This is a genomic window from Lawsonibacter sp. LCP25S3_E2 (genome assembly GCF_052117285.1).
GTDB lineage: Bacteria > Bacillota > Clostridia > Oscillospirales > Oscillospiraceae > Lawsonibacter.
In genome coordinates this window covers 35,863-60,308 of record NZ_JBQKJL010000002.1, presented here as the reverse complement: position 1 = coordinate 60,308, position 24,446 = coordinate 35,863, and the positions used below count along the sequence as shown (strand labels likewise).

Genomic DNA, 24,446 nt, shown 5'->3' with positions numbered 1-24,446 from the left:
TTCATAGCGTTTCTGCCTGGTCGTAAAGGAACAGTCGGGTCAGCTTCAGCATGTGTTCAAAGTCGGAAAGGCTACCTACGCTGGCCGGAGCATGGAGGTAGCGCACAGCGGCGGACAGGGCGGCCACCCGTACGCCGGACTTGGTGCGCTGAATGGTGCGGGCGTCGTTGCCCCCGGCGATATACTCCTTGGTCTGCCAGGGGATGCCGTTGTCCTGGGCCAGGCGGCGCAGGTCCTCAAAGAGCCCCCGGTCGTAGATGGTGCCTCCGTCCATATAGGAGATGACCGGCCCCTTGCCGGGGGCACACACCTTCCGGTGGTTCTCCACTCCGGGCAGGTCGGCGGCAGTGGTAGTCTCCAGCACCAGGGCCACCTCCGGGGTCACGGAAAAGGCGGCGGCAAAGGCGCCGCGGGTCCCCACCTCCTCCTGGGTGGTGAACGCAAAGGTCACATCCAGGGGCAGGTCCTCCTTCAGAAGCTCCAGCAGAATGGCGCAGCCCACCCGGTCGTCAATGGCCTTGGATTTCAGAAATCCCTGGCCAAATTCCTCGGGCTCACCGACGAAACAGCCATAATCCCCCAGGGATACCAGCTTCTCCGCCGCTTCCCGGTCCTTGCAGCCGATGTCGATATAGAGGGCGTCGGTCTTTGGGACCTTCTTCATCTCCTCCCGGCTCACCAGATGGATGGCCTTCAGACCGATAATGCCGGGGATCTGCCGGTCTCCAATGCGTACCGGCTTGCCAATGGCCACCCGGCGGTCCACCCCGCCTACAAAGTCAAACTTCAAAAAGCCCTCGTCGGTGATACGGGTGATGATGATGCCCACCTCGTCCATATGGGCCGCCAGCAGAAGCTTATTTCCAGTGGCCTTCCGGCCCTTTTTAAACACAATCAGGTTTCCCAGTGCGTCCGTGCGGATGGAGCTTGCGTAGGGTGCGGCCTGGGCGCGGATAAAGTCCCGGACCCGGTCCTCGTCCCCGGATACGCCACTGAGGCGGCACAGCTCTTTCAGCAGATCAATCATACCTGGGCACCTCCTTCCCGATTCCCTTGAGGAAGGCAGCCAGCAGCCGGGCGGCATCCTCCAGGTCCCGGCGGCACACCGTTTCAATGGGGGTGTGCATATACCGCAGAGGAATGGACAGTACCGCCGTGGCTATGCCCTCCCGGCTCACCTGAAGGGGCCAGCCGTTGGTACCGCTGGAACCGGACATGACCTCCCGCTGGAGGTCCATCTCCAGCTCACGGGCCTTGTCCTCCATGCGCCGGGCCATCCAGCGGGTGCAGTTGGGGCCCAGGCCGATCACCGGCCCGCCGCCCAGCTGGAAGGTCTCCCCTTTTCCGGCGTCGGGGCTGTCCCCGTGGGTCACATCCACTGCCACGCACAGGTCGGGCACAATGCCATAGGCGGCGGTGATGGCTCCGGTACTGTGGGTCTCCTCCTGGGAAGAACCCAGTACATAGAGGTCCACGTCCAGCTCCTCTCCCTGCAAAAGCTCCAGGGTATGGAGCAAAATCGCAAAGCAGGCCCGGTCATCCAGGGCCTTGCCCCAGAAAAGCTCCTCCCCCAGCGGGGCACAGCTCCCCCGATATACCGCGGGAGTACCGATGGGGACAAGGCGCTGGGCCTGCTCCTGGGTGAGGCCCGCATCCAAATAGAGCTCCTTGATGGGCTGGGACTTGTCCATATCCTCACGGGTCTGGATGTGGGGCGGCAGGCAGGCCACCAGGGCGGGAATGGGCGGCTGGGTGAGCAGCATCACTTCCCGGTCCGGGAGCATTCTAGGGTCCACTCCGCCCAATGGGGCGAAGGTGAGAAAGCCCTCCTCGTGCCCGGTGACGATAAGGCCGATCTCATCCAGATGGGCGTCCAGCAGCAATTTTTTTGCCCCCGGCTTGCCGCAGGGCAGCACGCCCACCACGCTGCCCGTGGGGTGGATGGAGACCTCCTCCACCCAGGGACGGAGCAGCTCCGCCGCCGCCTGTGCCACCGGCATCTCAAATCCACTGGGGCCGGACAGGGAACAAAGCTGCTCCAAAATCTTCTCGTAGTTCAAAACGGTTCCTCCATTCAGCTTATCCAAAAAGCCCTCCTGTAAGGAGTTCCGCCGCCCGCAGGCGGCGGAATCGTATGTGGGTCAAAAAGGCACTTCGTTACAGGGCGTTGACCAGTTCTTTGAACACCTTGCCCCGTTCCATAAAGTTCTTGAACTGGTCAAAGGCGGCGCAGGCTGGAGACAGCACCACCACGTCCCCGCTGACGGCGGCTCCCTGGGCGGCGGCCACAGCGGCGGGCAGGTCGGCGGTCTCAATGATCTCCAGGCCGCTTTCGGCAAAGCCCTCGGCCTCCTCTACTGCTTTGCGGATGGCAGGGGCAGTGGCTCCGGTGAGAATCAGGACCTTGACCTTCTTCACCATCTCCACGCCCAGCTGGGTGAAAGGCACACCCTTGTCATAGCCGCCGGCAATGAGAATGAGCTTCTGGTTAAAGGAGTCGAGACAGGCCATGGTCCGGGTGGGGCTGGTTCCGATAGAGTCGTTGTAGTACTTCACACCGTCCAGCTCCCGCACCAGCTCGATGCGGTGCTCCACGCCGGTGAAGCGCTGGGCCACGGAGCGCACACACTTATCGGGGACAATGCCGTCCACAGCGGCGATGGCGGCCATGTAGTTTTCGATGTTATGCACGCCGGGCAGCCGGATGTCCTCCAGCGGGAGCACCTCCCGGCTTCCCATCTTATTGGTCAGCCAAATGGCCCCATCCCGGAGATAGACTCCCTCCTCCAGCTTCTGCTTGCGGCTGAAAAGCATGGTGTCCGCCGGAGCGGTCTTGGAGAGGGAACGGGTGATGTCATTGTCGAAGTTGAACACCGCCCGGTCCCCCGCCTTCTGGTGGCAGAAAATATTCAGCTTGGCGGCGGTATACTCCTCCATGGTGTGGTGATAATCCAGGTGGTTGGGGCTGAGGTTGGTAAAGACCGCCACATTGGGGCTCTGCTTCATGCTCATGAGCTGGAAGGAGGACAGCTCCACCACGGCCACGTCCTCGGCGCTCATGCCGGACACATCGGGGAGCAAGGGCTTTCCGATGTTGCCGCCCAGGTATACATTATACCCGGCTTCCTTCAAAAATTCGCTGATCAGGGTGGTCGTGGTGGTCTTTCCGTCGCTGCCGGTGACCCCGATGATCTTGCAGGGGCACAGCTGGAAGAAAAGCTCCATCTCAGAGGTGAGAATGCTCCCCTTCTCCACCGCCTCTTTCAGCTGAGGGGTGTTGGGGCTAAGGCCCGGCGTGCGGAAAATAAGGTCGAAGCGGCTGAGCTTATCCAGGTAGCCCTCCCCCAGCTGGAGTTTGGCCCCCAGGCTTTCCAGCTCACCGGCGACCTCCTCCACCCGTTCACGGGGGGCCTTGTCACAGACGGTGACCTTCAACCCAGAGCGGAGCATCATCTTAATGAGGGGGGTGTTGCTCACCCCCATGCCGATCACGGCAATGGACTTGCCCCGCAGGCTTTCAAAATATTCCGTAATGGTGGACATATCAGTGTCCTCCTTCCAATTTTTCTTACATCATATTATATTACCATATTTATCCCTAAAATACAATCTTACCCTTCTCTCAAAGGGGGGAATTTCCAAAGAAAACCGGCCGCCGGAGGACTGCTCCGGCGGCCGGGAATCTTCATGCCCTGGGATGGGCCTTTTTATAGACATCTTTGATCTTTTGGTTCAACAGCTTGGAATAAATCTGGGTAGAGGAAATATCCGCATGGCCCAGCATCTCCTGAATGGAACGCAGATCAGCCCCGTTTTCCAGCAAATGGGCGGCAAAGGAATGGCGCAGGGTGTGAGGCGTGATATCCTTTTGAATGCCGGCCTTCTCCTGGTAGTATTTGATGAGCTTCCAAAAGCCCTGGCGGCTCATACGCTCACCGCTCATATTGACAAACAGCGCCGTCTCGTCCACTGAGTCTACCAGCTGGGGACGGATGGTATGTACATACTCACTTAAAGCCCGGACAGCGGCGGGATAGAGGGGGATCATCCGCTCACGGCCCTTGCTGTAGCATTTCAAGACGCTGCCAGGCAGGTTCAGATCGTCCACGTCCAGGTCAATGAGCTCACTGACCCGGATCCCCGTGGCGTACAGAAGCTCCAGCATGGCCCGGTCCCGGTACCCCTTCAGATCGGTACACTCAGGCTGCTCCAGAAACAGCTCCACTTCTTTTCCAGTGAGCACCTGGGGCAGCTTACGCTCCACCTTGGCCGGGGTCACCCCTTTGGCCGGGTTCTGGTCCACCGCCCCCTGGCCCATCAGATACTGGTAAAAGGACTTGATGGAGGCCACGGACCGGGTCACGGTAGCGGGGGATTTCCCCTGCCGGGTGAGAGAGGTGGTATACTCTGCCACATCTTCCGTCACCGCATCGGTCAAGGCCACGCCTCTCTCATCCATAGCGGCGGCATACTGGTGAATGTCACGCATGTAAGAGCTGACGGTGTTGGCCGACGCACGCTTTTCAGTTTTCAAATACGCCTCATAGGCCGACACCAAATCAGACACACACACATCTCCCAGCTTGAATTCTACAACACAACGCGGGCACAGGCCTCCAGCAGTACCGGAACCACCCAGTACTCCAACAGAGCACAGCCCACGGTAAGCCCAACACAAAGGCCTGCCCGGCACCAGAGCTCTCTCCCATACACCGCAGCCATTTTTCCGCCGCCGCTTAGTACCCGGTTGAGCAGTACGCGGGACCGCTGCAGTCCCTGGACACCCACTAAAAACAGGGCCGGGACCCACAGCAAAGCGGGCAAACCGAACAGGGCAAAGGCAGGCAGAAGCCCCGCACCCCCGAACACCCGGCAGAAGCAGCCCACGGAAAAACTCAGGAAGAACCCCTGCACCCCCAGAAGGATGGGCAAACCTACCACACCAAACGCGGTAGCCCCCAAAATCAAGGCGGCAAGCAGGTACTTCACTCGGCCCCAGAGCAAAGGCCACAGCCCTCCGGACACCCCGCCCTCTCCAGCCAGAAGAAGGTAGTCTTCCAAATAGGTCCCCAGTTCCAGAGCTCCCTGGCCGTCCGACAAGGCTGCAAACAGACAACCGGCCACACCGCCCAGGAGGAAACAGACACTGAGCAAGCCCAGCGCACTGCCCTGATCCCACGGCAAGTCCCATTTTCTTCCTACGCGCTTTCCCACAGCCGTCACCTCGGTACAGACTATGAGAAGTGCCCCGGAAATAGACCAGCTCGCTCCAACAGGCAGGAGTTGGAAAGCCGTGTTACTAATATAGCGCCTTCCGCCATTTTTCGCAAGAGTTTTTTACGATTTTCTCTGTTTTTATTCGTTCCCTTAACTTGTTATGTTAATATTTTTATGTTAACCTTGTAAACAAAAGAAGAAGGACCCCTCGGTTTGAGGGGTCCTTCCTGCCAAAATGTTGTGATTTACTTGCGTTTCGAGCCTAAATCTGGTGGAAATCAGCAGGAAGCGCAATCTTCGCATTGATTACAGGATGTATTATTACCTTCTGTATTGGCCTTCTCCCCCATTCCCGCGGCAATGGCGTTGAGGGCAATGGCGCACTCCAGGCGCTTGCGTTCCATTTCGCAGGCCACCTCATTAGACTTCGTTATGTCGCCGTTGACAAGCAGGTTGGAAGCGGAGCAGCCGCCGCTGCAGTAGAAGCGGGCCCAGCACTCCCGGCAGGCGGGACGAGTGTAGATGTTCTGGTTTGCAAAGGTGCCGGAGATGTCCATATTGAAGGAGCCGTCATAGACATTGCCCATGCGGTACTCCTCCTTCCCTACAAACTGGTGGCAGGGATAGATGTCTCCATCGGGGGTGATGGCCACATATTCGCACCCGGCTCCGCAGCCGCGCAGACGCTTGATGACGCAGGGGCCCTGCTTCAGGTCCACGTTGAAGTGGAAGAAGTTTACGTCCTTGCGGCCCATCAGCTCCCGAGCCAGCTTCTCGTACTCCTCCTTCACCTGGGGCAGATCCTCCTCCTTGATGGCAAAGGGATCGTCCAGCGGGCCGCTGGCCGGTTCCACCGACACATGGCGGAAGCCCAAAGAAGCCAGATGCATGACGTCCTCAGAGAAGTCCAGGTTTTCACGGGTAAACGTGCCCCGGACATAGTAGTCCTTGGTGCCCCGGCCGGAGACCAGCTTCTGGAATTTGGGGACAATGATGTCATAGCTCCCCTTGCCGTTCACAGTGGGGCGCATGTGGTCGTTGACGGCGGGGCGGCCGTCCAGGGAGAGGACCACATTGGACATCTCCCGGTTGATGTAGTCGATGTTCTCGTCACTGAGGAGCACACCGTTGGTGGTGATGGTGAAGCGGAAGACCTTGTCGTGCTCCTTTTCCAGGGACCGGGCATAGGCCACGGTTTCCTTCACCGTATCCATGGCCATGAGGGGTTCTCCGCCAAAGAAGTCCACCTCAATGTTCCGGCGCTTGCCCGACTTCTCGATCACCCAGTCGATGGCCCGCTTGGCCGTCTCAGGGTCCATGGTCATCCGGCAGCCGGTGCCGAAGTCGCCGGTGGAGGCAAAGCAGTACCGGCAGCGCAGGTTGCAGTCGTGAGACACGTGGAGGCAAAGGGCCTTGACCACTGCTGCCTTGGGCAGTGCCATAGCGGCCTCCGGGTCCAGATATTCATCGTCTGTGAAGAGAAGCCCGGCCTTCTGAAGCTCCAGCAGCTCCTCCCAGCACTCCGCCAGCTCTTCACGGCTATACTGGGGCAGCTGCGCGGCCACGGACGCGGGCAGCTCCTCCCCCATGGGGCCCTCGATGTGAGAGAGCAGGTCATAGCTCAGCTTGTCCAGCACATGGACCGCGCCGCTGTTCACATCCGCCGCCAGGTACTGGCCCAGGGCGGTAAAGGTATGTACCATCATTGGTTTGTTCTCCTTACAATCAAAACGTTCTCCCCGCCTCCCGGCGGAAGAAAACGGGGCCGCATGGGCGGCCCTGAAAGCAGCTTTCTGCACAGCAAAAAGGCAGGCGCCGTCAAGCGCCTGCCCTTTCAGGCACGTTGCTTACTGATTCTCGCACTTCTGGTTGGCCACAGTGCAGGAAGTCTTGCAGGCGGACTGGCAAGAAGTCTGGCACTCGCCGCAGCCGCCCTTGGCGGCGCTCTGCTTCAGAGTAGCTCCGTTGAGAGTCTGAATGTGCTTCATGTGGTATCTCCTCCTGAAAATAGTGTAGCATACGGCTGACACAGTATCTGCCATAGTAAAATGATTATAGCATAGCCCCAGGCGGATTTCAATCATCTTCTTCGTTTTTTCTTGGGTTTTCTTCCCAGGATGCCGGGAATGGCTCCGCCGCACAGACAGGCGCATAAAATTCCCACGCCGCCATTGGCCACCGACGCCCCTTCGTAGACGATCAGGCCGGCCGTGAGCAGCAGCAGGAACAGCACCGCCCCCACCCCCAGCCCTGCCAGCAGGCTGCGTCCGCCGGACCGGCCTACCGCATATATGCCTCCCACCAAAGTACCCAGCACACATACCGCCAGCACCGTGCCCTCCATGGCACTCACCGGAATCACACCCATTGAGACCAGTACGGAACACACCAGCAGAGACACTATAGTCACAATCCCTGCCAGTACTCCGCCTTTGAGGATTTCGCACATGGCATTCAGCCAAACGCTTCCTCCCTCCTCCTGCCGTTTGTCCCGTTTTTTCATGAAAACACCCTCCCCGCGGTTTTAGTAAAACCTATGCAGGGAGGGCGTCAGACATGCCGGTTATTTACTTGGCGGTGGGTTCGGGAGCAGCGGCGGTCTTATTGGACACGGCCCACTTGGTGATCTCGATACGCACCCGGTCGGCACCCGTCTCAAAGACGATGGTGTTCTCCTTCACGGCGCAGACCGTACCGGTCATACCGCCGATGGTGGTGATCTCATCTCCCACAGCCAGGGAGTTGCGCAGGTTCTCCGCTTCCTTCTTCCGCTTGTTCTCCGGGCGGATCATAAAGAAGTACAGCATGGCGAACATGAGCACAAGCATTAAAATCCAACTGTAATCCATAGTTCGTTCCCTCCAAAGGTTTGCTATCCAACTAAGCGTGTTAGCTTGACGCGTTGCAAAACATTATAACGGATTTTGGTTCTATTGACAAGTCCTTTTGTCAATTTTGCCATTTTTCTTTAATCCTCTGTGTAAGGGCGGTCCAGCATGCCTGAGTAGGTCTGCCGGAACTGCTCAAAGCTCCCCTCGTCCAGGCTGTCCCGGATGCGCTGCATAAGTTCGTTATAGAAATGGAGGTTATGCAGCACCGCCAGGCGCATGGCCAGCATCTCCCCCGCTGTCACCAGGTGGCGGAGATAGGCACGGGAGAAGTGCCGGCAGGCGGGACAGGTGCAGCTCTCATCAATGGGGCGCTTGTCCAGCTTATACTTCTCATTTTTGATGTTGATGGTGCCCTTCCAGGTATAGAGTTTGCCGTGGCGGGCGTTGCGGGCGGGCATGACGCAGTCAAAGAAGTCTACCCCCCTGGCCACCGCCTCGATGATGTTGGAAGGAGTTCCCACGCCCATGAGATACCTGGGTTTTTCCTTTGGCATATGAGGTTCTACCGCGTCGATGATGTCGTACATCACCTGGGTGGGCTCCCCTACCGCAAGGCCGCCGATGGCGTAGCCGTCGCAGGGAAGCTGAGCAATGTCCTTCATATGCTGCACCCGCAGGTCGGGGTAGGTGCCGCCCTGGTTGATGCCAAAGAGCATCTGGCCGGGGTTGACGCAGCCGGGCTGTTCATTGAGGCGCTTGTGCTCCTTGACGCACCGCTCCAGCCAACGGGTGGTGCGGGCGATGGAACGCTCCACATACTCCCGTGGGGAGGGATTTTCAATGCACTCGTCAAAGGCCATGGCAATGTCGCTGCCCAAATTGGACTGGATCTGCATAGATTCCTCAGGGCCCATGAAAATCCGCCGCCCGTCGATGTGAGAGGCAAAGGTGACCCCCTCCTCGGTGATCTTCCGCAGGGAGGACAGGGAAAAGACCTGGAACCCGCCGCTGTCCGTGAGCATGGGGCCTTCCCAGTCCATAAACTTGTGAAGTCCTCCCATCTCCTTCACCACTCCGTCCCCTGGACGCAGGTGCAGGTGATAGGTATTGGACAGCTCGATCTGGCAGCCGATCTCCTTCAAATCGTGGGCGTCCACCGCCCCCTTGATGGCTCCCTGGGTGCCTACATTCATAAATACGGGGGTCTGGGCAGTACCGTGGGGGCAGGTAAAGACGCCCCGGCGGGCCCTCCCCTCTTGCTTGATTACTTCAAACACAAAAAAACTCCTTACTGTTACGAAATAAACATGGCATCTCCAAAGGAGAAGAACCGGTAACGCTCCTTCACCGCCTCTTCATAGGCTGCCAGCACGTGCTCCCGTCCCGCCAGCGCGGAGACCAGCATAATGAGGGTGGACTGGGGCAGATGGAAGTTGGTAATAAGGGCGTCCAGGACCTTGAAGCGGTAGCCGGGATAGATGAAGATGTTGGTCCAGCCGGAGCGCTCGGTCATAGTGCCGTCCTCAGCGGCAAAGGATTCAATGGTGCGGCAGGAGGTGGTGCCTACGCAGATGACCCGCCCGCCGTTTTTCTTGGTCTCGTTGATGGTGTCCGCCGTTTCCTGGGAAATCATACAGAACTCCGAGTGCATCTCATGGTCCTGGATATCCTCCGCCTTCACCGGGCGGAAGGTGCCCAGGCCCACATGGAGGGTCACATAGCACACCTTTACCCCCATCTCCTGGATCTGCTCCAGCAGCTGCGGCGTAAAGTGCAGCCCGGCAGTGGGGGCGGCGGCAGAGCCCACTACTTTGGAATAGACGGTCTGGTAGCGCTCGTTGTCCTGAAGTTCTTCCTTGATATAGGGCGGCAGGGGCATTTTCCCCAAGTGCTCCAGAATCTCCAGGAAAATTCCTTCGTAATGGAACCGGACCAGGCGCTTGCCGTCTTCCAGCTCCTCCTCAATGGTAGCGGTGAGCTCCTTCCCCTCGCCGAAGATCACCTGGGCACCGGGACGCAGCTTCCGCCCCGGACGCACCAGACATTCCCAACACTTGTCTCCCCGGTCCACCAGCAGCAGCACCTCGCAGGCGCCGCCAGTGGGACGGTGGCCGATGAGCCGGGCGGGGAGCACTCGGGAATCATTGAGCACCAGACAGTCCCCTGGACGCAGGAAGCTGGGCAGCTCATAAAAGTGATGGTGCTCCACGGCGCCGGTATGCTTGTCCAATGTGAGCAGCCTGGAGGCGTCCCGCCGCTCCAGAGGGGTCTGGGCGATGAGCTCCTCAGGCAGGTAAAAATCAAAATCTGCGGTTTTCAATACAATACTTCCTTTTCTTTAATACCGGGTTACCTTTACACCGGGGTAATAGAAGGTGACGATTTCTTCAAAGTCAAAGCCCTGCTTGGCCATGGCGTTGGCTCCCCACTGGCTCATGCCGATCTGGTGGCCATTGCCCGCTCCCTCAAAGACATAGCGGGAGCCGGAGACGGTGACGGTGCCGCCTCCCTGGTTGCTACCGCCGGAGGAAGAACCACCGCCGGTGTTCCCTCCCTGGTCCAGGTCCTCCAGCGCGGAAACGGTGCCGGAGCCGCTGATCACATAGGGATTTTCTTTTATGGAAGAAATGGAGCCGCTGCCGGAGATCACATACATGCCGTCCAGGCTGTCCACGGGTTCGCCGTTGACGTTAAGCTCAGAATCGGAGCTGCGGGGCAGGCTGCGGCTGGACAGGCTTTTTCCCGAGGCGTTCACGGTCTCTCCGTTGACAGTAAAGCGGATGGAGCTCACATCGAACACCGAACGGATGGCCTTGCTTCCGCTGGGATAGATGGAGTTGGTCTGGCCATTTGCCCAGTGGATCGTAACGGCGATCACGTTGCCCAGCTTGGAATATTCCAGTTCCAGATAATCCAGAGAGGTGCTGGTGCCGTAACCATAGCTCTGCAGGCGTTTCTCCAGTTCAGAGGCGGTATAGCTCACCGTCCAGCTGGAGTCATAGCTTTCATAGGGGTCCTCCACCCCGCACAGGTAGGGATAGGTGTTGGTGGTGTCGGAGCCCCACACATAGTAGGCATCCTCGCTGGCCCCGCCGAAGCTGGCGGAATAGGGTGTTTCAGCCAGCTTGCCGTTGTAGGTGACCACAAGACCTTCTGTCTCGTCCACCGCCTGCATGCTGGTCTGGCTGGGACTGTAAGAGGCGGAACCGTTGCCCATGCCCCGGTACACCTGGCAGTAGGTGGAATTGCAGATGTCAAAGCCATAGCTGCTGTGGGTACCCATATTCCGAAGGGCATAGGTCCGGGCGCACACTGCCTGGGCCTTCAGTGCCTCCAGGGGCCAGGAGGGGCCCATCTCATAGCAGATGACGCCATTGACATAGTCCTCCAGCGTGAGCACATTGACTACCGTCACGTTGCCCCCGGTGCGGCGGAAATATTCAAAGCCGCCCCGGTAGTGGTAGTTGCTGAACCAGGTGCGGGTCTCCCCCGCTCCATCCGCCCCAGGCTGGACGGCCAGCTTGGGGCCGGAACCCTGGTCATACTGAAAGAGGATCGTATCGGTCCCCGTCTCCACCACGGTCAGGCCATAGGAGCTGGTGCCCACCACTTCTCCGGCCTCACCGTAGCGCAGGGCGTCCTCTTTGGTTTCAAAGGAGCCGGCCCGGACCTGATACTCCCCGTCAATGTAAGCCACAAAGCCGTCCTCATAGTCCTCCGCCGCATCCTGGGCATCTTCAAAGTCCCGGAAGCCCTCGTCGATCAGAATATGGTAGCAGCCCACCAGAATGTCGCTGTTGATGGAGCTCCCATATGTATTCTTACTCAGAGAGGAGGAATAGCCATACCAGAGGTTTTCACTTTTCAGCACAGCGATCTGCGTGGTACGCCGGTCGGTATAGCCCAGTTCCACAAAGTCCAGGTTGCTGTCATAATATCCAAAGCGGTAACCCGCTCCGTAGCCGTCCTCATTTTCCAGATGGGCGGCCTCCAGCTCTCCGGTGGCATTGTGGTAGTAGGAGGATGCCAGACCGACTCGAATCATGATCTCCCCGTCATCGTTGGTGGTCACTGCCCCGGCGGTGGGGACGGCCAGGCAGATCGCCAGGGCCGCCGCGGCCAGTTTCAAGAACTTCTTGTACATATCGGGCTCCATTCTTTTGTTTCTTCTGCGATTGCTCTATTGACACCTGACAGCAAACATGATAGGATAACTGCCAGATAGAGGTTGCGGCCAACATCAGTACGCATGGTTAGGGGGTCGGTCCCCGCTTACCCATGCTGAAAGGGACGGCCGCCGAAGGGCCCCTACGCCGACGCAGTGGGTCCTGGTCGTCTGGTAAACAGCCAGCCGACTGTCATCAGTGGATCTGATGGAGCGCTGTCTGCTTTTGTGAATATTTTGTCGCCGCAACCCGTGGTGGTCTCCTCGACATTATAGTACAAAATCAGCCGCTTGAAAAGCCGCTGATTTATTTTTTTCTCTGTCACGATGTTTTGCCGGAAACGCAACAAATTTCGTTCTGACACATAGACTGTCAGGAACAAGCATGGAGGTAGTTTGCAATGAAACAGTATAAAGTTGGAATCATCGGCGCCACCGGGATGGTGGGACAGCGCTTTGTCACCCTGATGGAGAACCACCCCTGGTTTAAGCTTACCGCCATCGCCGCCTCCCCCCGTTCCGCGGGCAAGCGGTATGAGGAGGCCGTGGCCGGCCGCTGGGCTATGAAGACCCCCATTCCCAACGAGGCCAAGGATCTGGTGGTCCTGGATGCCCAGGCCGACATTGAGAAGATCGCCGGCATGGTGGACTTTGTGTTCTGCGCCGTGGATATGAAGAAGGAAGAGATCCGGGCTCTGGAGGAGGCCTATGCCAAGGCCGAGTGCCCCGTGGTATCCAATAACTCCGCCCACCGCTGGACTGCCGACGTGCCCATGGTAGTGCCTGAGCTCAACGCCCAGCACCTGGAGATCATCCCCGCCCAGCGCAAGCGTCTGGGCACCAAGCGCGGCTTCATTGCCGTCAAGTCCAACTGCTCCATCCAGTCCTATGCTCCCCTGCTCACCCCCATCATGCAGGCGGGCTACCCCATCGAGAAGGTGCTGGTGTGTACCTATCAGGCCATTTCCGGCGCGGGCAAGACCTTTGAGCGCTGGCCTGAGATGGTGGATAACCTGATCCCCTACATCGGCGGCGAGGAAGAGAAGAGCGAGCAGGAGCCCCTGAAGGTCTGGGGCCACATCGAGGGAGGCGAGATCGTCAAGGCCGACGGCCCCGCCATTACTGCCCAGTGCCTGCGGGTGCCTGTGTCTGACGGCCACACCGCCGCCGCTTTCGTCACCTTCGGCGAGAAGAAGCCCACCATCGAGGAGATCAAGGAGATCTGGAAGAACTTCAAGGGCCGCGCCCAGGAGCTGGACCTCCCCTCCGCCCCCAAGCAGTTCATCCACTACTTTGAGGAGCCCGACCGTCCCCAGGCCAAGCTGGACCGGGAGCTGGAGGGCGGCATGGCCATCACCGCCGGCCGTCTGCGTCCCGATACCCAGTATGACTACAAGTTCGTTGGCCTCTCCCACAACACCCTGCGCGGCGCTGCCGGCGGCGCGGTCCTGCTGGCGGAGCTCCTCTGCGCGGAAGGGTATATGGACCGCTGATTTCTGATTTTATAAGAAAGGGTTGCTATCTATGAGAACTCCCGTATTTACCGGCTCCTGCCCCGCTCTGGTCACCCCCTTTGACGAGAACGGAACCATTAACTACGACGCCTTCGGCAAGCTCATCGACGACCAGATCGCAGCGGGTGTGGATGCAGTTTGTGTCTGCGGCACCACCGGCGAGTCTGCCACCATGTCCATCCGGGAGCACATTGCCGCCGTGGAATTCTGCGTCAAGCGGGTCAACCACCGTGTGAAGGTCATTGCCGGCGCAGGCTCCAACGACACCTCCGCTGCTGTCTACCTCTCCCAGCATGCCCAGGATTCCGGGGCTGACGCCCTGCTCCATGTGACGCCTTACTATAATAAGGCCAGCCAGACCGGCCTCATCAAGCACTACGAGTACATCGCCGACCGGGTGAATCTGCCCATCATTCTCTATAATGTGCCCAGCCGCACCGGTGTGTCCTTTACCGCCGATACCTATAAGGTCCTCTCTGAAAACCCCAAGATCAACGGCGTGAAGGAGGCCAGCGGAAACTTCTCCCTCCTGGCCCACACCCGCTACCTCTGCCCCGATGACTTCTACATCTGGTCCGGCAACGATGACCAGGTGGTGCCTATGATGGCTTTGGGCGCCAAGGGCGTCATCTCTGTGGTGTCCAACATCCTCCCCGAAGTCATGGTGAAGATGAGCCACCTGTGCCTGGACAACGACTTTGCCGCCGCCTCCAAGCTGCAGATCGAGTATATGGACCTCATCGACGCCCTGTTCTGCGAGGTCAACCCCATCCCCATCAAGACCGCCATGAATCTCATGGGCATGGAGGCCGGCCCTCTGCGCCTGCCCCTGTGCGACATGTCGGAAAAGAACCTGGCCATCCTCCGGGGTTCCATGGAGCGCATGGGCCTTTTGAAGTAAGGAGCACTCTATGCTGAAGATAATCATTTCCGGCTGCAACGGCCACATGGGCCGGGTGGTGGCCGAGCTGTGCCAGGCCGACCCTCAGGTGGAGGTAGTTGCTGGTTTTGACGTGCTGGGCCCCGCGGACCGGGAGTTTCCCGTCTTCTCCGCCCCGGAGCAATTCCAGGCACAGGCGGATGCAGTCATCGACTTCTCCTCCCCTGCTGCGCTGGACGGCCTTTTAAAGTTTGCCCGTGCACGGAAGATTCCCCTGGTGCTGGCCACCACCGGTTATACCCCGGAGCAGATCGCCCAGATCGGCGCTGCCGCTTTGGAGGTCCCCATCTTCCGCTCGGCCAATATGTCTCTGGGCATCAATGTGCTGCTGGAGCTGGTGAAGAAGGCCGCCTCCATTTTGGGCGACAGCTACGACATTGAGATCGTAGAGCGCCACCACCGGCGCAAGGTGGACGCCCCCTCGGGCACCGCCCTGATGATCGCCGACGCGGCGGCCCAGGCCTGCGGCCACGAGACCGAGTACGTCTATGAGCGCCACTCTACCCGCCACCCCCGTGACAAAAAGGAGATCGGCATCTCCGCCGTCCGGGGCGGCACCATCGTGGGCGAGCATGAGATCATCTTTGCCGGCCACGACGAGGTGATGGAGATCCGCCACACCGCCCTCTCCCGAGAGATCTTCGCCCAGGGGGCCGTGGAGGCCGCGAAATTTATGGCTGCGGTAACAAAGCCCGGCATGTACGATATGAGCATGCTGGTGAAATAATCGTCTGTTGGGCGGCGCATACGTCAAAACGTATGCGCCGCTTTTTCTCTACGAAGCGTCGGTTGGCAAAGGAACAAAAATCTGTTATGCTCGTTCAGAAAACCTGTTTACTGCCTGGAGGAACTTACCATGGACTATGAGAAAATCGGTGCCCTGATCCGCCGCCTGCGTACCCAGCAGGGTCTGACCCAGCGGCAGCTGGCCGACGAGCTGGAAATCAGTGACAAGGCCGTGTCAAAATGGGAGCGCGGGGGTTCACTTAGATAAAGATACCACATCAATAATCCCACGCTGACTTTTGCTCAACCGATACAGCCAGAGGGCTGGATAACAAGAAAAGGCGGTATGCGCCCCGTGGAGGGGTAGCGTACCGCCTTTTCTTGTGGGGGTTTCCAAAGGGGGCAACGCCCCCATTTGGCACACGACTTTGCGAAGCAAAGTGTAGTGTGTTATACGCTCTGTCGGCGTTGCCGCCGGGGAGGGCAAGGGCATTTGAAGCGGCAGGAAAACAGGGCTGTGCTTGCGTGGCGTAGAGCCGTAAGCACAGGTCTGGTTTCAACAGCAGACTGGGCGTATATGAAAGCCCCCGTCCCTCGTCCTACGCTCCGACTTGTGGACAAAGTGTCCCGAAGTTGTGGCTACACTCCCGGAAAAGTAACAGGACAGCGGGCAACCGTCAAGGCTGAAATGAACGGGCTTACACCCGGCCTTGACCGCCACCCGCCGTCCCGCTGAATGGGTGAACAAGGCGACCAATCCCTCAAAGTGCTTGGCCGCTCTCTTTCTGATTTTGGAGTGTTTCTTTTCTCATAATTGAAATGGGCGGGAAGCCATTTTAGGGCTTTCCCGCCTTGATTGCCCATCAGCAAAGCCAGACGGGACGGTCACTTCATATGCGCCGTTCATCTTGACCGTTGATTGGCCCCGCTAACTTTGCTACTCTGTTCTAAGTAATTCCTCAATTTGTTTTTTCATATATTCTACAAGTGCCATCGCTTCCTTTTCTACTGTCTCCCATTCATCAGACAAATTTCCCAAATAAGCTTCCTTTGCCGTTGTTAGCAGGGGGGGAAATCTCTCCGGCAATTTTAAAATTACCCATTTTGCGGCAACATCTTTTGTCGTGATTTCTTCTGTTACTAAAGTAAACCACATTCGTGATAAGGTTAATAACACATTTCTTTCATCACCCTTAAAGCTGGAAATCAAACCAGGTAAAGAAAACCGAATTGCTTTTTTAATTTCGTGAAATGGGATAGCGGGAATAAGCTCTTTGCTTTCCGCCCCCTTCAAAGTTATGCTATTTTTTCTTGCTTGCCATAATAAAATCATTATATCTGGGTCATTGCAGGCTTGCGGATATTCTCCTGCTTCCATCTCTCCCCTTAGCCATTCACCATACATATACTGACATTTTGGCGGAAATTGCAACGGAACAATATCAGATTGATTGATAATAGTTACCTCTAAAGGTCTTTTTTCAATACAGCCTACGGAGCCAGAAATTTTCAATAATTGCTTTGTTAGATCTGCTCTGATTGAATTACTCAATTCTTGTTTAGTAATTATCAGTATATCTATATCACTATCTGGACGCAGCCCATTCATTGTTGCTGAACCATATAAATATATCCCCAATATTTGATCTTGTAATATGGTTTCTGCTATTGAAATAACTTGATTTACTTGTTGTGGAAATTCATTTATATTCATTGTAACTCCTATATGTATTTATTTTTACTCCTCAACAACTGATAAAACAGCGTCTAAGGCTAATTCTAAGGCTATGGATATACTTGTTTTTCCCCATTCTCTTTCTTGGTATTTATGAGGGTCTGCAAGAGTATCGGCTGAAAAAAGCAGCATAGCCCATGTAACTTTTCTAAATTTTGCACACGCCGCCAATGCGGAACATTCCATTTCTACTACTTGACATCCCTCTTCTTTCCGATACTGAACCATTTCTACTGTTTCTCGATAAAAACCGTCTGTTGTCCATGTTTTAACTTCCCAATATGGTATATTCTTTTGGCTTAAAGCAGATTCAATCGCATTTATACCAGCCTTTGAAATCTCTACTTCTCGGGAGGGAGGAAGATAATGGTAAGATGTTCCCTCATCTCTCAATGCAGAAACAGGTATCAAAAATCTATTTTCCGGGATGTCTTCCAATACGCCACAGGAGCCGACGGAAATAATCTTTGTTACACCCCCTGCAATTAAATATTCTAAAACTTGGACGGCAGCAGCACTTCCCACAGGAGCCGGACATAGACATATTTTCTCCTGATTATAAAGACATTCATAAATAGGATATCGTCTTGTTGCACTTTCAAATTCATCTATCTGTATTCCATCATGGGTATGTGCATAATTTTCAACCTCGTCTCCTAAAAAAGCAAACACTGCTTTTGCAGGAAAACATTTTTTCCCATTTCCCGGCTGAAAAACAGCTTTTGATGCGGTATCGTACTCTAAAACAGGGTAGTCATGCTTTACTAATGGCATATTATTATCTCGAATAACAGGCTATTATTCTATTCCTTTCATCATCTTTTTTGCCAACTGCTTGAACAGGTCGGCAGTTTCTTCATCCATCGGCGTAAGCTGTCCGATCTGTCCGGCAACCATCGCCGCTACATCGTCAATGGAAAGCGGGTTTTGCTTCTGTTCCGCCAATGCGTCCCGCATGGCTTGGAACATCGCGGCGGTCACAGCTTCTCCCGGCTGTTCCCCGTTGTCAATGTCTTTCTTAATATCCCGCAGGATAGCAAGGAACACATTTTTGATTTTCTCAATCTCCGCATCATGTTCCCCCATCTTCTGGGCGTTCAAAAGCTGTAAATCCTGCTTTGCTTCCGCCCGGTGTTCCGGGTGTTCTTTCATCAGGTCGGACAGGGAAGCCGTTGCTATCTCGATAAGCTGGTTTCTTGCTGTTATGCCTTTTGCCGCTGTGTCCTGAAAATAAATCCGTATCAAATCTATCAGCTTAGGAAAATTCCTGTGTTCCAACAGGCGGTTGAGGATTTGCACATCAACAGCACCCGTCACGAGCCCCCTCACGGCTCCCTCGGACAAGCCTAATTCAGAAATATCGTAGCTTTTACGGACGCTCACGGTGGATAAGCCCAGTATGTAGTCTGTCGATACCTTAAATTCCTTTGCCACGCCTATGAGAATATCACTGCTGACTATAAAATGTCAAGACCGAATGTACCGTTCTCGTTTCGCCGCTGACAATGCGGCTCAACTGGGAAGCGGAAACCCCTATCTTCTCCGCAAGTTCCTTTTGTGTGATGTGGTTCCCGTTGCATAAATCGGAAATCCGCTGTCCGGGTGTTCCGGGTAAAGCCATAGATACGCACCTCCTCCGCATACTTCCATTATACAGAATGATTGCAAAAATGCAATTTCCAAAGTGTAAACTTCATCAAAATGCAATTCTCGCAAAATTCCGGGGATTGCATTTTTTTCGTGTAGACTTAGGGTAGTTCATCGATGGACAGCACCTTGAAAACAGAATGACCGTCCGAAAAGGAATACCCCGGCTGGGGAAGCACCGCAAGGAACCGGACTTCGAGACAAAATGTCCCGAAGCTGCGGGGAGCGTGCCAACGCCGGAACACGCCGCAGGAATGGGGCAGGAAACCTTTTCGGGGAGAACGGCAACGGAAAGCAAAATGGAGGGAACGCATGAGAGATAACCCCTATAAAGACTTGCCGCCGCTGGAACGCAGGCCGGATGGTTCCCTTTACCGCATGACACCGGCGCAGAGAAAACAGGCGGCCAGCCTGATACGCCGGGAGTGCTGTTGCTGTGAGGACGGCAACTGCATTGCCCTTGACGATGGGGACACCTGCACCTGCCCGCAGACGATTTCTTTCTCGGTCTGCTGTAAGTGGTTCCGCTGGGCAGTCTTGCCGCTGGACGGGACGCTGGAAGCGGAGATTTTCCGTGATAAGGACTTGAAACGCTGTGCGGTCTGCGGTGGCGTGTTCGTCCCCAAATCCAACCGGGCAAAATACTGCCCCGGCTGTGCCGCCAGAGTTCACAGGCGGCAGAAAACAGAAAGTGAACGGAAAAGGAGGTCTGCTGTGGACAGTTAGAAGCGGAAAAAGCCTTGATTTATCAGGATTTGCAAGCCCCAAACCGGGGCAGGTGGTATAAAGTATCGCCCGCCCCGGAAAAAGGGCTTCTAACCGTCCACAAAACGCACTATGACAAACACCATCTATATCCACCAGCCGGAAAAGGCGTTCAGCTTCACCCGGCTCCCGAATTTTCTCTTTGAAGCCCCCACATTCAAGCCCCTGTCCAACGAGGCAAAGGTTCTGTACGCCTTTATCCTGCGCCGGACAGAGTTATCCCGCAAGAATGGGTGGGCGGATGACTGCGGACGGATTTTCCTGTATTACCCTATCTGTGAAGTGGTCACACTGCTCCATTGTGGGCGGCAGAAAGCGGTGAATACCCTGCGGGAACTGCAATACGCCGGACTGGTGGAGATCCAGAAGCAGGGCTGTGGAAAACCCAACCGCATTTTCCCAAAATCCTATGAAGCGGTTCCAAACACCGACTTCAAGAAATCCCGTTCTGGTACGCCGGAGGACTGAAAACCGTACCTTTGAAGTACGGAAATCAATCTTGAGAAGTACGAAAACCAGACGGTATATAGAAATACAAAGATTAAAATGATTGATTTATATCCATTCCATTCCTATCGTATCAGAGATAATTCCGGCGGGATTTTCCCTGTGGAAAACCCCGGATAGGAAAGGAATGGGGAAAGGAGCAGAATGGCACAACACGCAATTTTGCGGTTTGAGAAGCACAAGGGCAACCCGGCAAGGCCGCTGGAAGCCCATCACGAAAGACAGAAAGAACAGTATGCCAGCAATCCCGACATTGACACAAGCCGGAGCAAATACAACTTCCATATCGTCAAGCCGGAGGGACGCTATTACCACTTCATTCAGAGCCGGATTGAGCAGGCCGGGTGCCGAACCCGCAAGGACAGCACACGGTTTGTCGATACGCTGATAACCGCCAGCCCGGAGTTTTTCAAGGGGAAATCCCCAAAGGAGATACAGGCGTTCTTCCAAAGGGCGTCGGACTTCCTCATTGGCCGGGTAGGACGGGAAAATATCGTGTCGGCGGTGGTACACATGGACGAGAAAACGCCCCACCTGCATTTGACCTTTGTTCCGCTGACAAAGGACAACCGCCTGTGCGCTAAAGAGATTATTGGCAACCGGGCAAACCTGACGAAGTGGCAGGACGATTTTCACGCCTATATGGTGGTGAAATATCCCGACTTGGAGCGTGGGGAGAGTGCCAGCAAGACAGGCCGGAAGCATATCCCCACCCGGCTTTTCAAACAGGCGGTTTCCCTCTCCAAACAGGCCAGAGCCATTGAAGCCGCCCTTGACGGCATTAACCCGCTGAACGCCGGAAAGAAAAAAGAGGAAGCCCTCTCCATGCTAAAAAAGTGGTTCCCGCAGATGGAGAACTTCTCCGGGCAGTTGAAAAAGTACAAGGTCACAATCAATGACCTGTTGGCGGAGAATGAGAAGTTGGAAGCAAGGGCAAAGGCCAGCGAAAAAGGAAAGATGAAAGATACGATGGAACGGGCAAAGCTGAAAAGCGAACTGGACAATTTACAGCGGCTGGTTGACCGTATCCCGCCGGATATACTGGCGGAACTGAAACGTCAGCAGCGGCACACGGTAAAGGAAAGGTGATAGATATAAGCAGAAATTTTCGCCGCCTTTGTGCGGCATTGTACCTTGAAAACTGAATATGGAGGACACTGGATGGCAAAAAGCGAAAGCGATATTTTTACACCCCGGACAGGGCAGGTCATACAAGCAGAGAACGGCACGCAGTATTTTGTATGTGGGAACAACCGTATAAAAATCTCCGAACACTTCGCCGCAGGCGGGAAGCCCCTCGGTGATCTGATTGTAGATGTGGTGCGGCATACCGCAGAAAAAGCCGCTTCAACCTGATAGCCCATCATTGATAACACGCCCACGCTTATGATATAATTGCCATAGAGCAAAAGTATTGTAAGCGTGGGTTGTTTCTTTAGAAGGAGGATTTTTAACGGTGAAACAACCTTACAATACTACGATTTACAACACGGCGCTTTATATGAGATTGAGCCGGGACGATGAACTGCAAGGAGAAAGCGGGAGTATTCAGACACAACGCATGATGCTCCGGCAATATGCCGCCGAGCATGGCCTGAATGTCATAGATGAATATATCGACGATGGATGGTCTGGAACGAACTTTGACAGGCCGGATTTTCAGAGAATGATTGATGACATTGAGGACGGGAAAATCAACTGCGTTGTTACGAAGGATTTATCCCGCTTAGGCAGAAACTACATTCTGACCGGCCAATACACGGAAATCTACTTTCCCAGCAAAGGCGTCCGCTATATCGCTGTCAATGACAATGTGGACACCATCAACGGAGAGAATGAGCTTGCCCCATTCCTCAACATTCTGAATGAAATGCACGCCCGCCAGACCAGCAAAAAGGTAAAGGCGGCCATGCGGACACGGTTCGCAAATGGCGCACACTATGGAGCCTATGCTCCGCTTGGCTATGTCAAAGACCCAGATAAGAAAGGCCATCTTCTGATTGACCCGGAAACAAGGTGGATTATCGAAAAGATTTTTGACCTTGCCGTTCATGGCCGGGGAGCCGCCAGCATTACACGGATTTTGGTCGAAGAAAAAGTACCTACTCCCGGCTGGCTGAATTTCCAGAGATACGGCACTTTCGCAAATATCTATGCCGGAGCGCCGGAGGAAAAAGCCTATGCGTGGACGATAGCGCAGGTGAAAAGTATTCTGAAAGAGGAAACCTATATCGGACACAGCGTCCACAATAAGCAGACTAATATTTCATTCAAAAACAAGAAGAAAGTACGCAAGCCAAAAGAGGAATGGTATCGTGTGGAGAACACCCACGAAGCGATTATTTCCGAAGATGTGTTCCGTCAAGTACAGGAGCAGATTTGCAACAGGCGCAGACGGCAGAAGAACGGCACAACACAGATATTTTCCGGGCTGGTAAAATGTGCGGACTGCGGCTGGTCGCTGGCCTATGGTATGAACAGCCAGAACAAAAATCCCTATGCCCACTACCATTGTAGCAAGTACGGGCAAGGATTGCACCAGTGTTCCATGCACTATATCCGTTATGATGTGCTTTACGCCTATGTCCTTTCCCGTCTGCAATACTGGTCTGTGCTGGCACAGCAGGACGGGGACAAACTTCTGAAACGGCTACTTAACGCCAGCGACAAGGAACGCAATACTGCAAGGAAGCGGCAGACAGCCGAACTGAAAAAGGCGGAAAAGCGCAAAGCAGAAGTAGACACCCTGTTTGCAAAAATGTATGAGGACTGGTCTGCCGGACGCATTACAGAATACAATTTCAATATGCTGTCCGAAAAGTATCAGGGCGAACAGCGAGAATTGGACGCAAAAATTGAACGGCTTCACGAAGCGATGGAGGCCGCCGCCCAGACAGCGGTTGACGCTGAAAAGTGGATAGGTCTGATGAAACAGTATGTCAATCCCACAGAATTGACGGCTGAACTTCTGAATACGCTGATTGAAAAAATCCTTATCCATGAAGCGGTCAAAAGTGAGGACGGAAGCCGGGAACAGGAGGTAGAAATCTTCTACCGCTTTATCGGCAAAATCGAATGACACATCTTGAGATACCCAACAATATCTTTAACTAAGGGAAACGGGGCAGGGCTGTCCAGATGTCTCCCTGCTCCCCCGTCTGGCCCAGACATTGGGGGTAGAGCTGGAAGGGCTGCTGGCCGGAGAACTTTTTGAGAATGAACAAACGGGAGGAACTATGAAAAACCTGAACTTTTATCTTTGTCCCACCTGTGGGAATATCCTGACCTCCGCCATGGGCGCGGCAGTCACCTGCTGCGGCAAGAAGCTCAGCCCCCTGGAGGCGGTCAAGGCCCCGGAGGAAGAGCGCCTGTGCGTGGAGCTCATTGAAAACGACTACTTCATCACCTCGTCTCACCCCATGACCAAGGAGCACTACGTCTCCTTTGTGGCCCTTGTGACCGGAGATACCCTGATTTTGAAGCGGCTTTACCCGGAATGGGATCTGCAGACCCGGCTGCCCCGTATCGGTCACGGAAAACTTGTTTGGTACTGCGTGCAGCACGGACTCTTTTACCAGCTGGTGTGATCCCTTTTCTTCTGCGGCTTGCTGTGGTATACTAACCAAAACCACAACCAGGGAGGGATATCTTTCATGTCCGACCAATTTATCCGTACCCGCCTGCTCGTCGGGGACGAGCCCGTAGAGCGCCTGAAAAACGCCAAGGTAGCCGTTTTCGGTGTGGGAGGTGTAGGGGGCTTCTGCGTTGAAGCTCTTGCAAGGGCAGGTGTTGGTACTTTACACCTATATGACGATGACACCGTGTCTGAGAGCAACCTGAACCGCCAAATCGCTGCCCTCCACTCTACCCTCGGACAGCCCAAGGCAGAGGTGATGGCCCGGCGGGTGCTGGACATCAATCCAGCTTGTCAGGTGAAGGCCATCCGGATGTTTTACCTGCCGCAAAATGCAGGCGAGGTGGATCTTTCCCAGTATGACTACGTGGTAGACTGCATTGACACGGTAGCCGCGAAGCTGGAATTGGTATCAAGGTGTATTACTTTACAGGTAAAAATCATCAGTGCCATGGGCTCGGGCAACAAGCTGGACCCCACTGCCTTTCAAATTACCGACCTCTCCAAAACCCAGGGCTGCCCCCTGGCCCGAGTCATGCGCAAGGAGCTTCGGAAACGGGGCATCGAGCATTTGAAGGTAGTTTACTCCACCGAGCTCCCCCGCTCCCCCATCCGCCCCATGGAAACGGAAGCCCCGGTCACCACCGATACCCGCCCCGGCTCCACCGCCCGGCGGGACACCCCCGGCTCCATCTCCTTTGTCCCCGCGGCGGCCGGACTGGTTCTGGCCAGCGCGGTGGTGCGGGAATTGGGGGAATTTTAAGG

26 protein-coding genes, 1 pseudogene and 1 riboswitch are annotated in these 24,446 nt (G+C 55.6%); of the genes and pseudogenes, 11 read left to right on the top strand and 16 right to left on the bottom strand.

Translation table 11 applies throughout. The features are described 5' to 3' along the window. Position 1 precedes the first annotated feature (1 nt). The 12 genes from ACTQ3R_RS02400 to ACTQ3R_RS02345 all read right to left on the bottom strand — a co-directional run bounded on the left by ACTQ3R_RS02400 (position 2) and on the right by ACTQ3R_RS02345 (position 12,192). Complete coding sequence (locus tag ACTQ3R_RS02400) at positions 2–1,027, bottom strand: M42 family metallopeptidase (protein WP_441777803.1); 1,026 nt, start codon at positions 1,025–1,027, stop codon at positions 2–4. Further along, positions 1,020–2,087, bottom strand: coding sequence for a M42 family peptidase (locus ACTQ3R_RS02395; RefSeq protein ID WP_441777802.1), 1,068 nt, complete (start codon positions 2,085–2,087; stop codon positions 1,020–1,022). Before ACTQ3R_RS02395 ends, ACTQ3R_RS02400 begins: the two co-directional genes overlap by 8 nt. A 70-nt stretch (positions 2,088–2,157) precedes the next feature. After that, positions 2,158–3,543 carry a UDP-N-acetylmuramoyl-L-alanine--D-glutamate ligase gene (gene murD / locus ACTQ3R_RS02390; protein WP_441777801.1) on the bottom strand — a complete coding sequence of 462 codons (1,386 nt, stop codon included), beginning with the start codon at positions 3,541–3,543 and terminating at the stop codon, positions 2,158–2,160. A 142-nt stretch (positions 3,544–3,685) separates the two neighbouring features. Continuing rightward, a complete protein-coding gene (gene xerD / locus ACTQ3R_RS02385; protein WP_441777800.1) occupies positions 3,686–4,567 on the bottom strand; it encodes a site-specific tyrosine recombinase XerD in 882 nt (293 codons plus the stop codon). Between the two features lie 23 nt (positions 4,568–4,590). Beyond that, positions 4,591–5,184, bottom strand: a complete 594-nt coding sequence (locus tag ACTQ3R_RS02380) for a stage II sporulation protein M (RefSeq protein WP_441777799.1) — start codon at positions 5,182–5,184, stop codon at positions 4,591–4,593. Between the two features lie 311 nt (positions 5,185–5,495). Next, positions 5,496–6,920, bottom strand: coding sequence for a thioether cross-link-forming SCIFF peptide maturase (gene scfB, locus ACTQ3R_RS02375; protein ID WP_441778050.1), 1,425 nt, complete (start codon positions 6,918–6,920; stop codon positions 5,496–5,498). 144 nt (positions 6,921–7,064) lie between these two features. Next, positions 7,065–7,205, bottom strand: coding sequence for a six-cysteine ranthipeptide SCIFF (scfA, locus tag ACTQ3R_RS02370; RefSeq protein WP_441777798.1), 141 nt, complete (start codon positions 7,203–7,205; stop codon positions 7,065–7,067). Between the two features lie 92 nt (positions 7,206–7,297). After that, a complete protein-coding gene (locus ACTQ3R_RS02365; protein ID WP_441777797.1) occupies positions 7,298–7,720 on the bottom strand; it encodes a TIGR04086 family membrane protein in 423 nt (140 codons plus the stop codon). 64 nt (positions 7,721–7,784) lie between these two features. Continuing rightward, complete coding sequence (gene yajC, locus ACTQ3R_RS02360) at positions 7,785–8,066, bottom strand: preprotein translocase subunit YajC (protein ID WP_441777796.1); 282 nt, start codon at positions 8,064–8,066, stop codon at positions 7,785–7,787. A 119-nt stretch (positions 8,067–8,185) separates the two neighbouring features. Next, positions 8,186–9,325 carry a tRNA guanosine(34) transglycosylase Tgt gene (gene tgt, locus ACTQ3R_RS02355; protein ID WP_441777795.1) on the bottom strand — a complete coding sequence of 380 codons (1,140 nt, stop codon included), beginning with the start codon at positions 9,323–9,325 and terminating at the stop codon, positions 8,186–8,188. Positions 9,326–9,342: 17 nt separating this feature from the next. Then, positions 9,343–10,368, bottom strand: a complete 1,026-nt coding sequence (gene queA, locus ACTQ3R_RS02350; RefSeq protein WP_441777794.1) for a tRNA preQ1(34) S-adenosylmethionine ribosyltransferase-isomerase QueA — start codon at positions 10,366–10,368, stop codon at positions 9,343–9,345. 18 nt (positions 10,369–10,386) lie between these two features. Further along, positions 10,387–12,192 (bottom strand): SpoIID/LytB domain-containing protein, encoded by a 1,806-nt coding sequence (locus tag ACTQ3R_RS02345; RefSeq protein ID WP_441777793.1) that lies wholly within the window; start codon positions 12,190–12,192, stop codon positions 10,387–10,389. 70 nt (positions 12,193–12,262) lie between these two features. Next, positions 12,263–12,440: riboswitch (Lysine riboswitch) on the top strand. Between the two features lie 174 nt (positions 12,441–12,614). Between ACTQ3R_RS02345 and asd the strand changes: the two genes are divergently transcribed. The 4 genes and pseudogenes from asd to ACTQ3R_RS02325 form a co-directional block, all read left to right on the top strand. Then, positions 12,615–13,706: an aspartate-semialdehyde dehydrogenase gene (gene asd / locus ACTQ3R_RS02340; protein WP_441777792.1), complete on the top strand. Its 1,092-nt coding sequence runs from the start codon at positions 12,615–12,617 to the stop codon at positions 13,704–13,706. A 31-nt stretch (positions 13,707–13,737) separates the two neighbouring features. Then, positions 13,738–14,628, top strand: a complete 891-nt coding sequence (gene dapA, locus ACTQ3R_RS02335; RefSeq protein WP_441777791.1) for a 4-hydroxy-tetrahydrodipicolinate synthase — start codon at positions 13,738–13,740, stop codon at positions 14,626–14,628. A 10-nt stretch (positions 14,629–14,638) separates the two neighbouring features. Next, the gene (gene dapB, locus ACTQ3R_RS02330; protein ID WP_441777790.1) at positions 14,639–15,394 is read left to right on the top strand and encodes a 4-hydroxy-tetrahydrodipicolinate reductase; all 756 of its coding nucleotides are present in this window, start codon (positions 14,639–14,641) and stop codon (positions 15,392–15,394) included. Positions 15,395–15,523: 129 nt separating this feature from the next. Beyond that, positions 15,524–15,646 (top strand): annotated as a pseudogene (locus tag ACTQ3R_RS02325) (helix-turn-helix domain-containing protein); the annotation flags it as partial. Positions 15,647–16,330: 684 nt separating this feature from the next. On the opposite strand, the gene ant(9) reads toward ACTQ3R_RS02325, so the two are convergent. The 4 genes from ant(9) to ACTQ3R_RS02305 form a co-directional block, all read right to left on the bottom strand. After that, on the bottom strand, positions 16,331–17,107 hold the full coding sequence (gene ant(9), locus ACTQ3R_RS02320) for an aminoglycoside nucleotidyltransferase ANT(9) (RefSeq protein ID WP_347376767.1): 777 nt from the start codon (positions 17,105–17,107) through the stop codon (positions 16,331–16,333). A gap of 24 nt (positions 17,108–17,131) precedes the next feature. Then, positions 17,132–17,902: a nucleoside phosphorylase gene (locus tag ACTQ3R_RS02315; RefSeq protein WP_002578723.1), complete on the bottom strand. Its 771-nt coding sequence runs from the start codon at positions 17,900–17,902 to the stop codon at positions 17,132–17,134. A gap of 24 nt (positions 17,903–17,926) precedes the next feature. Beyond that, positions 17,927–18,445, bottom strand: coding sequence for a hypothetical protein (locus ACTQ3R_RS02310; protein ID WP_441777789.1), 519 nt, complete (start codon positions 18,443–18,445; stop codon positions 17,927–17,929). Between the two features lie 130 nt (positions 18,446–18,575). Beyond that, complete coding sequence (locus ACTQ3R_RS02305; protein WP_441129921.1) at positions 18,576–18,749, bottom strand: helix-turn-helix domain-containing protein; 174 nt, start codon at positions 18,747–18,749, stop codon at positions 18,576–18,578. A 338-nt stretch (positions 18,750–19,087) separates the two neighbouring features. On the opposite strand from ACTQ3R_RS02305, the gene ACTQ3R_RS02300 reads away from it, so the two are divergent. From ACTQ3R_RS02300 to ACTQ3R_RS02270, 7 genes are all read left to right on the top strand, one after another. Continuing rightward, positions 19,088–19,501 (top strand): cysteine-rich VLP domain-containing protein, encoded by a 414-nt coding sequence (locus ACTQ3R_RS02300; RefSeq protein ID WP_070112439.1) that lies wholly within the window; start codon positions 19,088–19,090, stop codon positions 19,499–19,501. 111 nt (positions 19,502–19,612) lie between these two features. Beyond that, a complete protein-coding gene (locus tag ACTQ3R_RS02295) occupies positions 19,613–20,008 on the top strand; it encodes a replication initiator protein A (RefSeq protein ID WP_008666017.1) in 396 nt (131 codons plus the stop codon). A 183-nt stretch (positions 20,009–20,191) separates the two neighbouring features. After that, entirely contained in the window at positions 20,192–21,136 is a 945-nt protein-coding gene (gene mobV / locus ACTQ3R_RS02290; RefSeq protein WP_025487526.1) for a MobV family relaxase, read from the top strand. A gap of 72 nt (positions 21,137–21,208) precedes the next feature. Then, entirely contained in the window at positions 21,209–21,403 is a 195-nt protein-coding gene (locus ACTQ3R_RS02285; RefSeq protein WP_002334813.1) for a hypothetical protein, read from the top strand. A 145-nt stretch (positions 21,404–21,548) separates the two neighbouring features. After that, positions 21,549–23,126, top strand: coding sequence for a DUF4368 domain-containing protein (locus ACTQ3R_RS02280; RefSeq protein WP_441778049.1), 1,578 nt, complete (start codon positions 21,549–21,551; stop codon positions 23,124–23,126). A gap of 157 nt (positions 23,127–23,283) precedes the next feature. After that, on the top strand, positions 23,284–23,634 hold the full coding sequence (locus ACTQ3R_RS02275; protein ID WP_441777788.1) for a hypothetical protein: 351 nt from the start codon (positions 23,284–23,286) through the stop codon (positions 23,632–23,634). Positions 23,635–23,700: 66 nt separating this feature from the next. Then, positions 23,701–24,444: a tRNA threonylcarbamoyladenosine dehydratase gene (locus ACTQ3R_RS02270; protein ID WP_441777787.1), complete on the top strand. Its 744-nt coding sequence runs from the start codon at positions 23,701–23,703 to the stop codon at positions 24,442–24,444. Positions 24,445–24,446 lie beyond the last annotated feature (2 nt).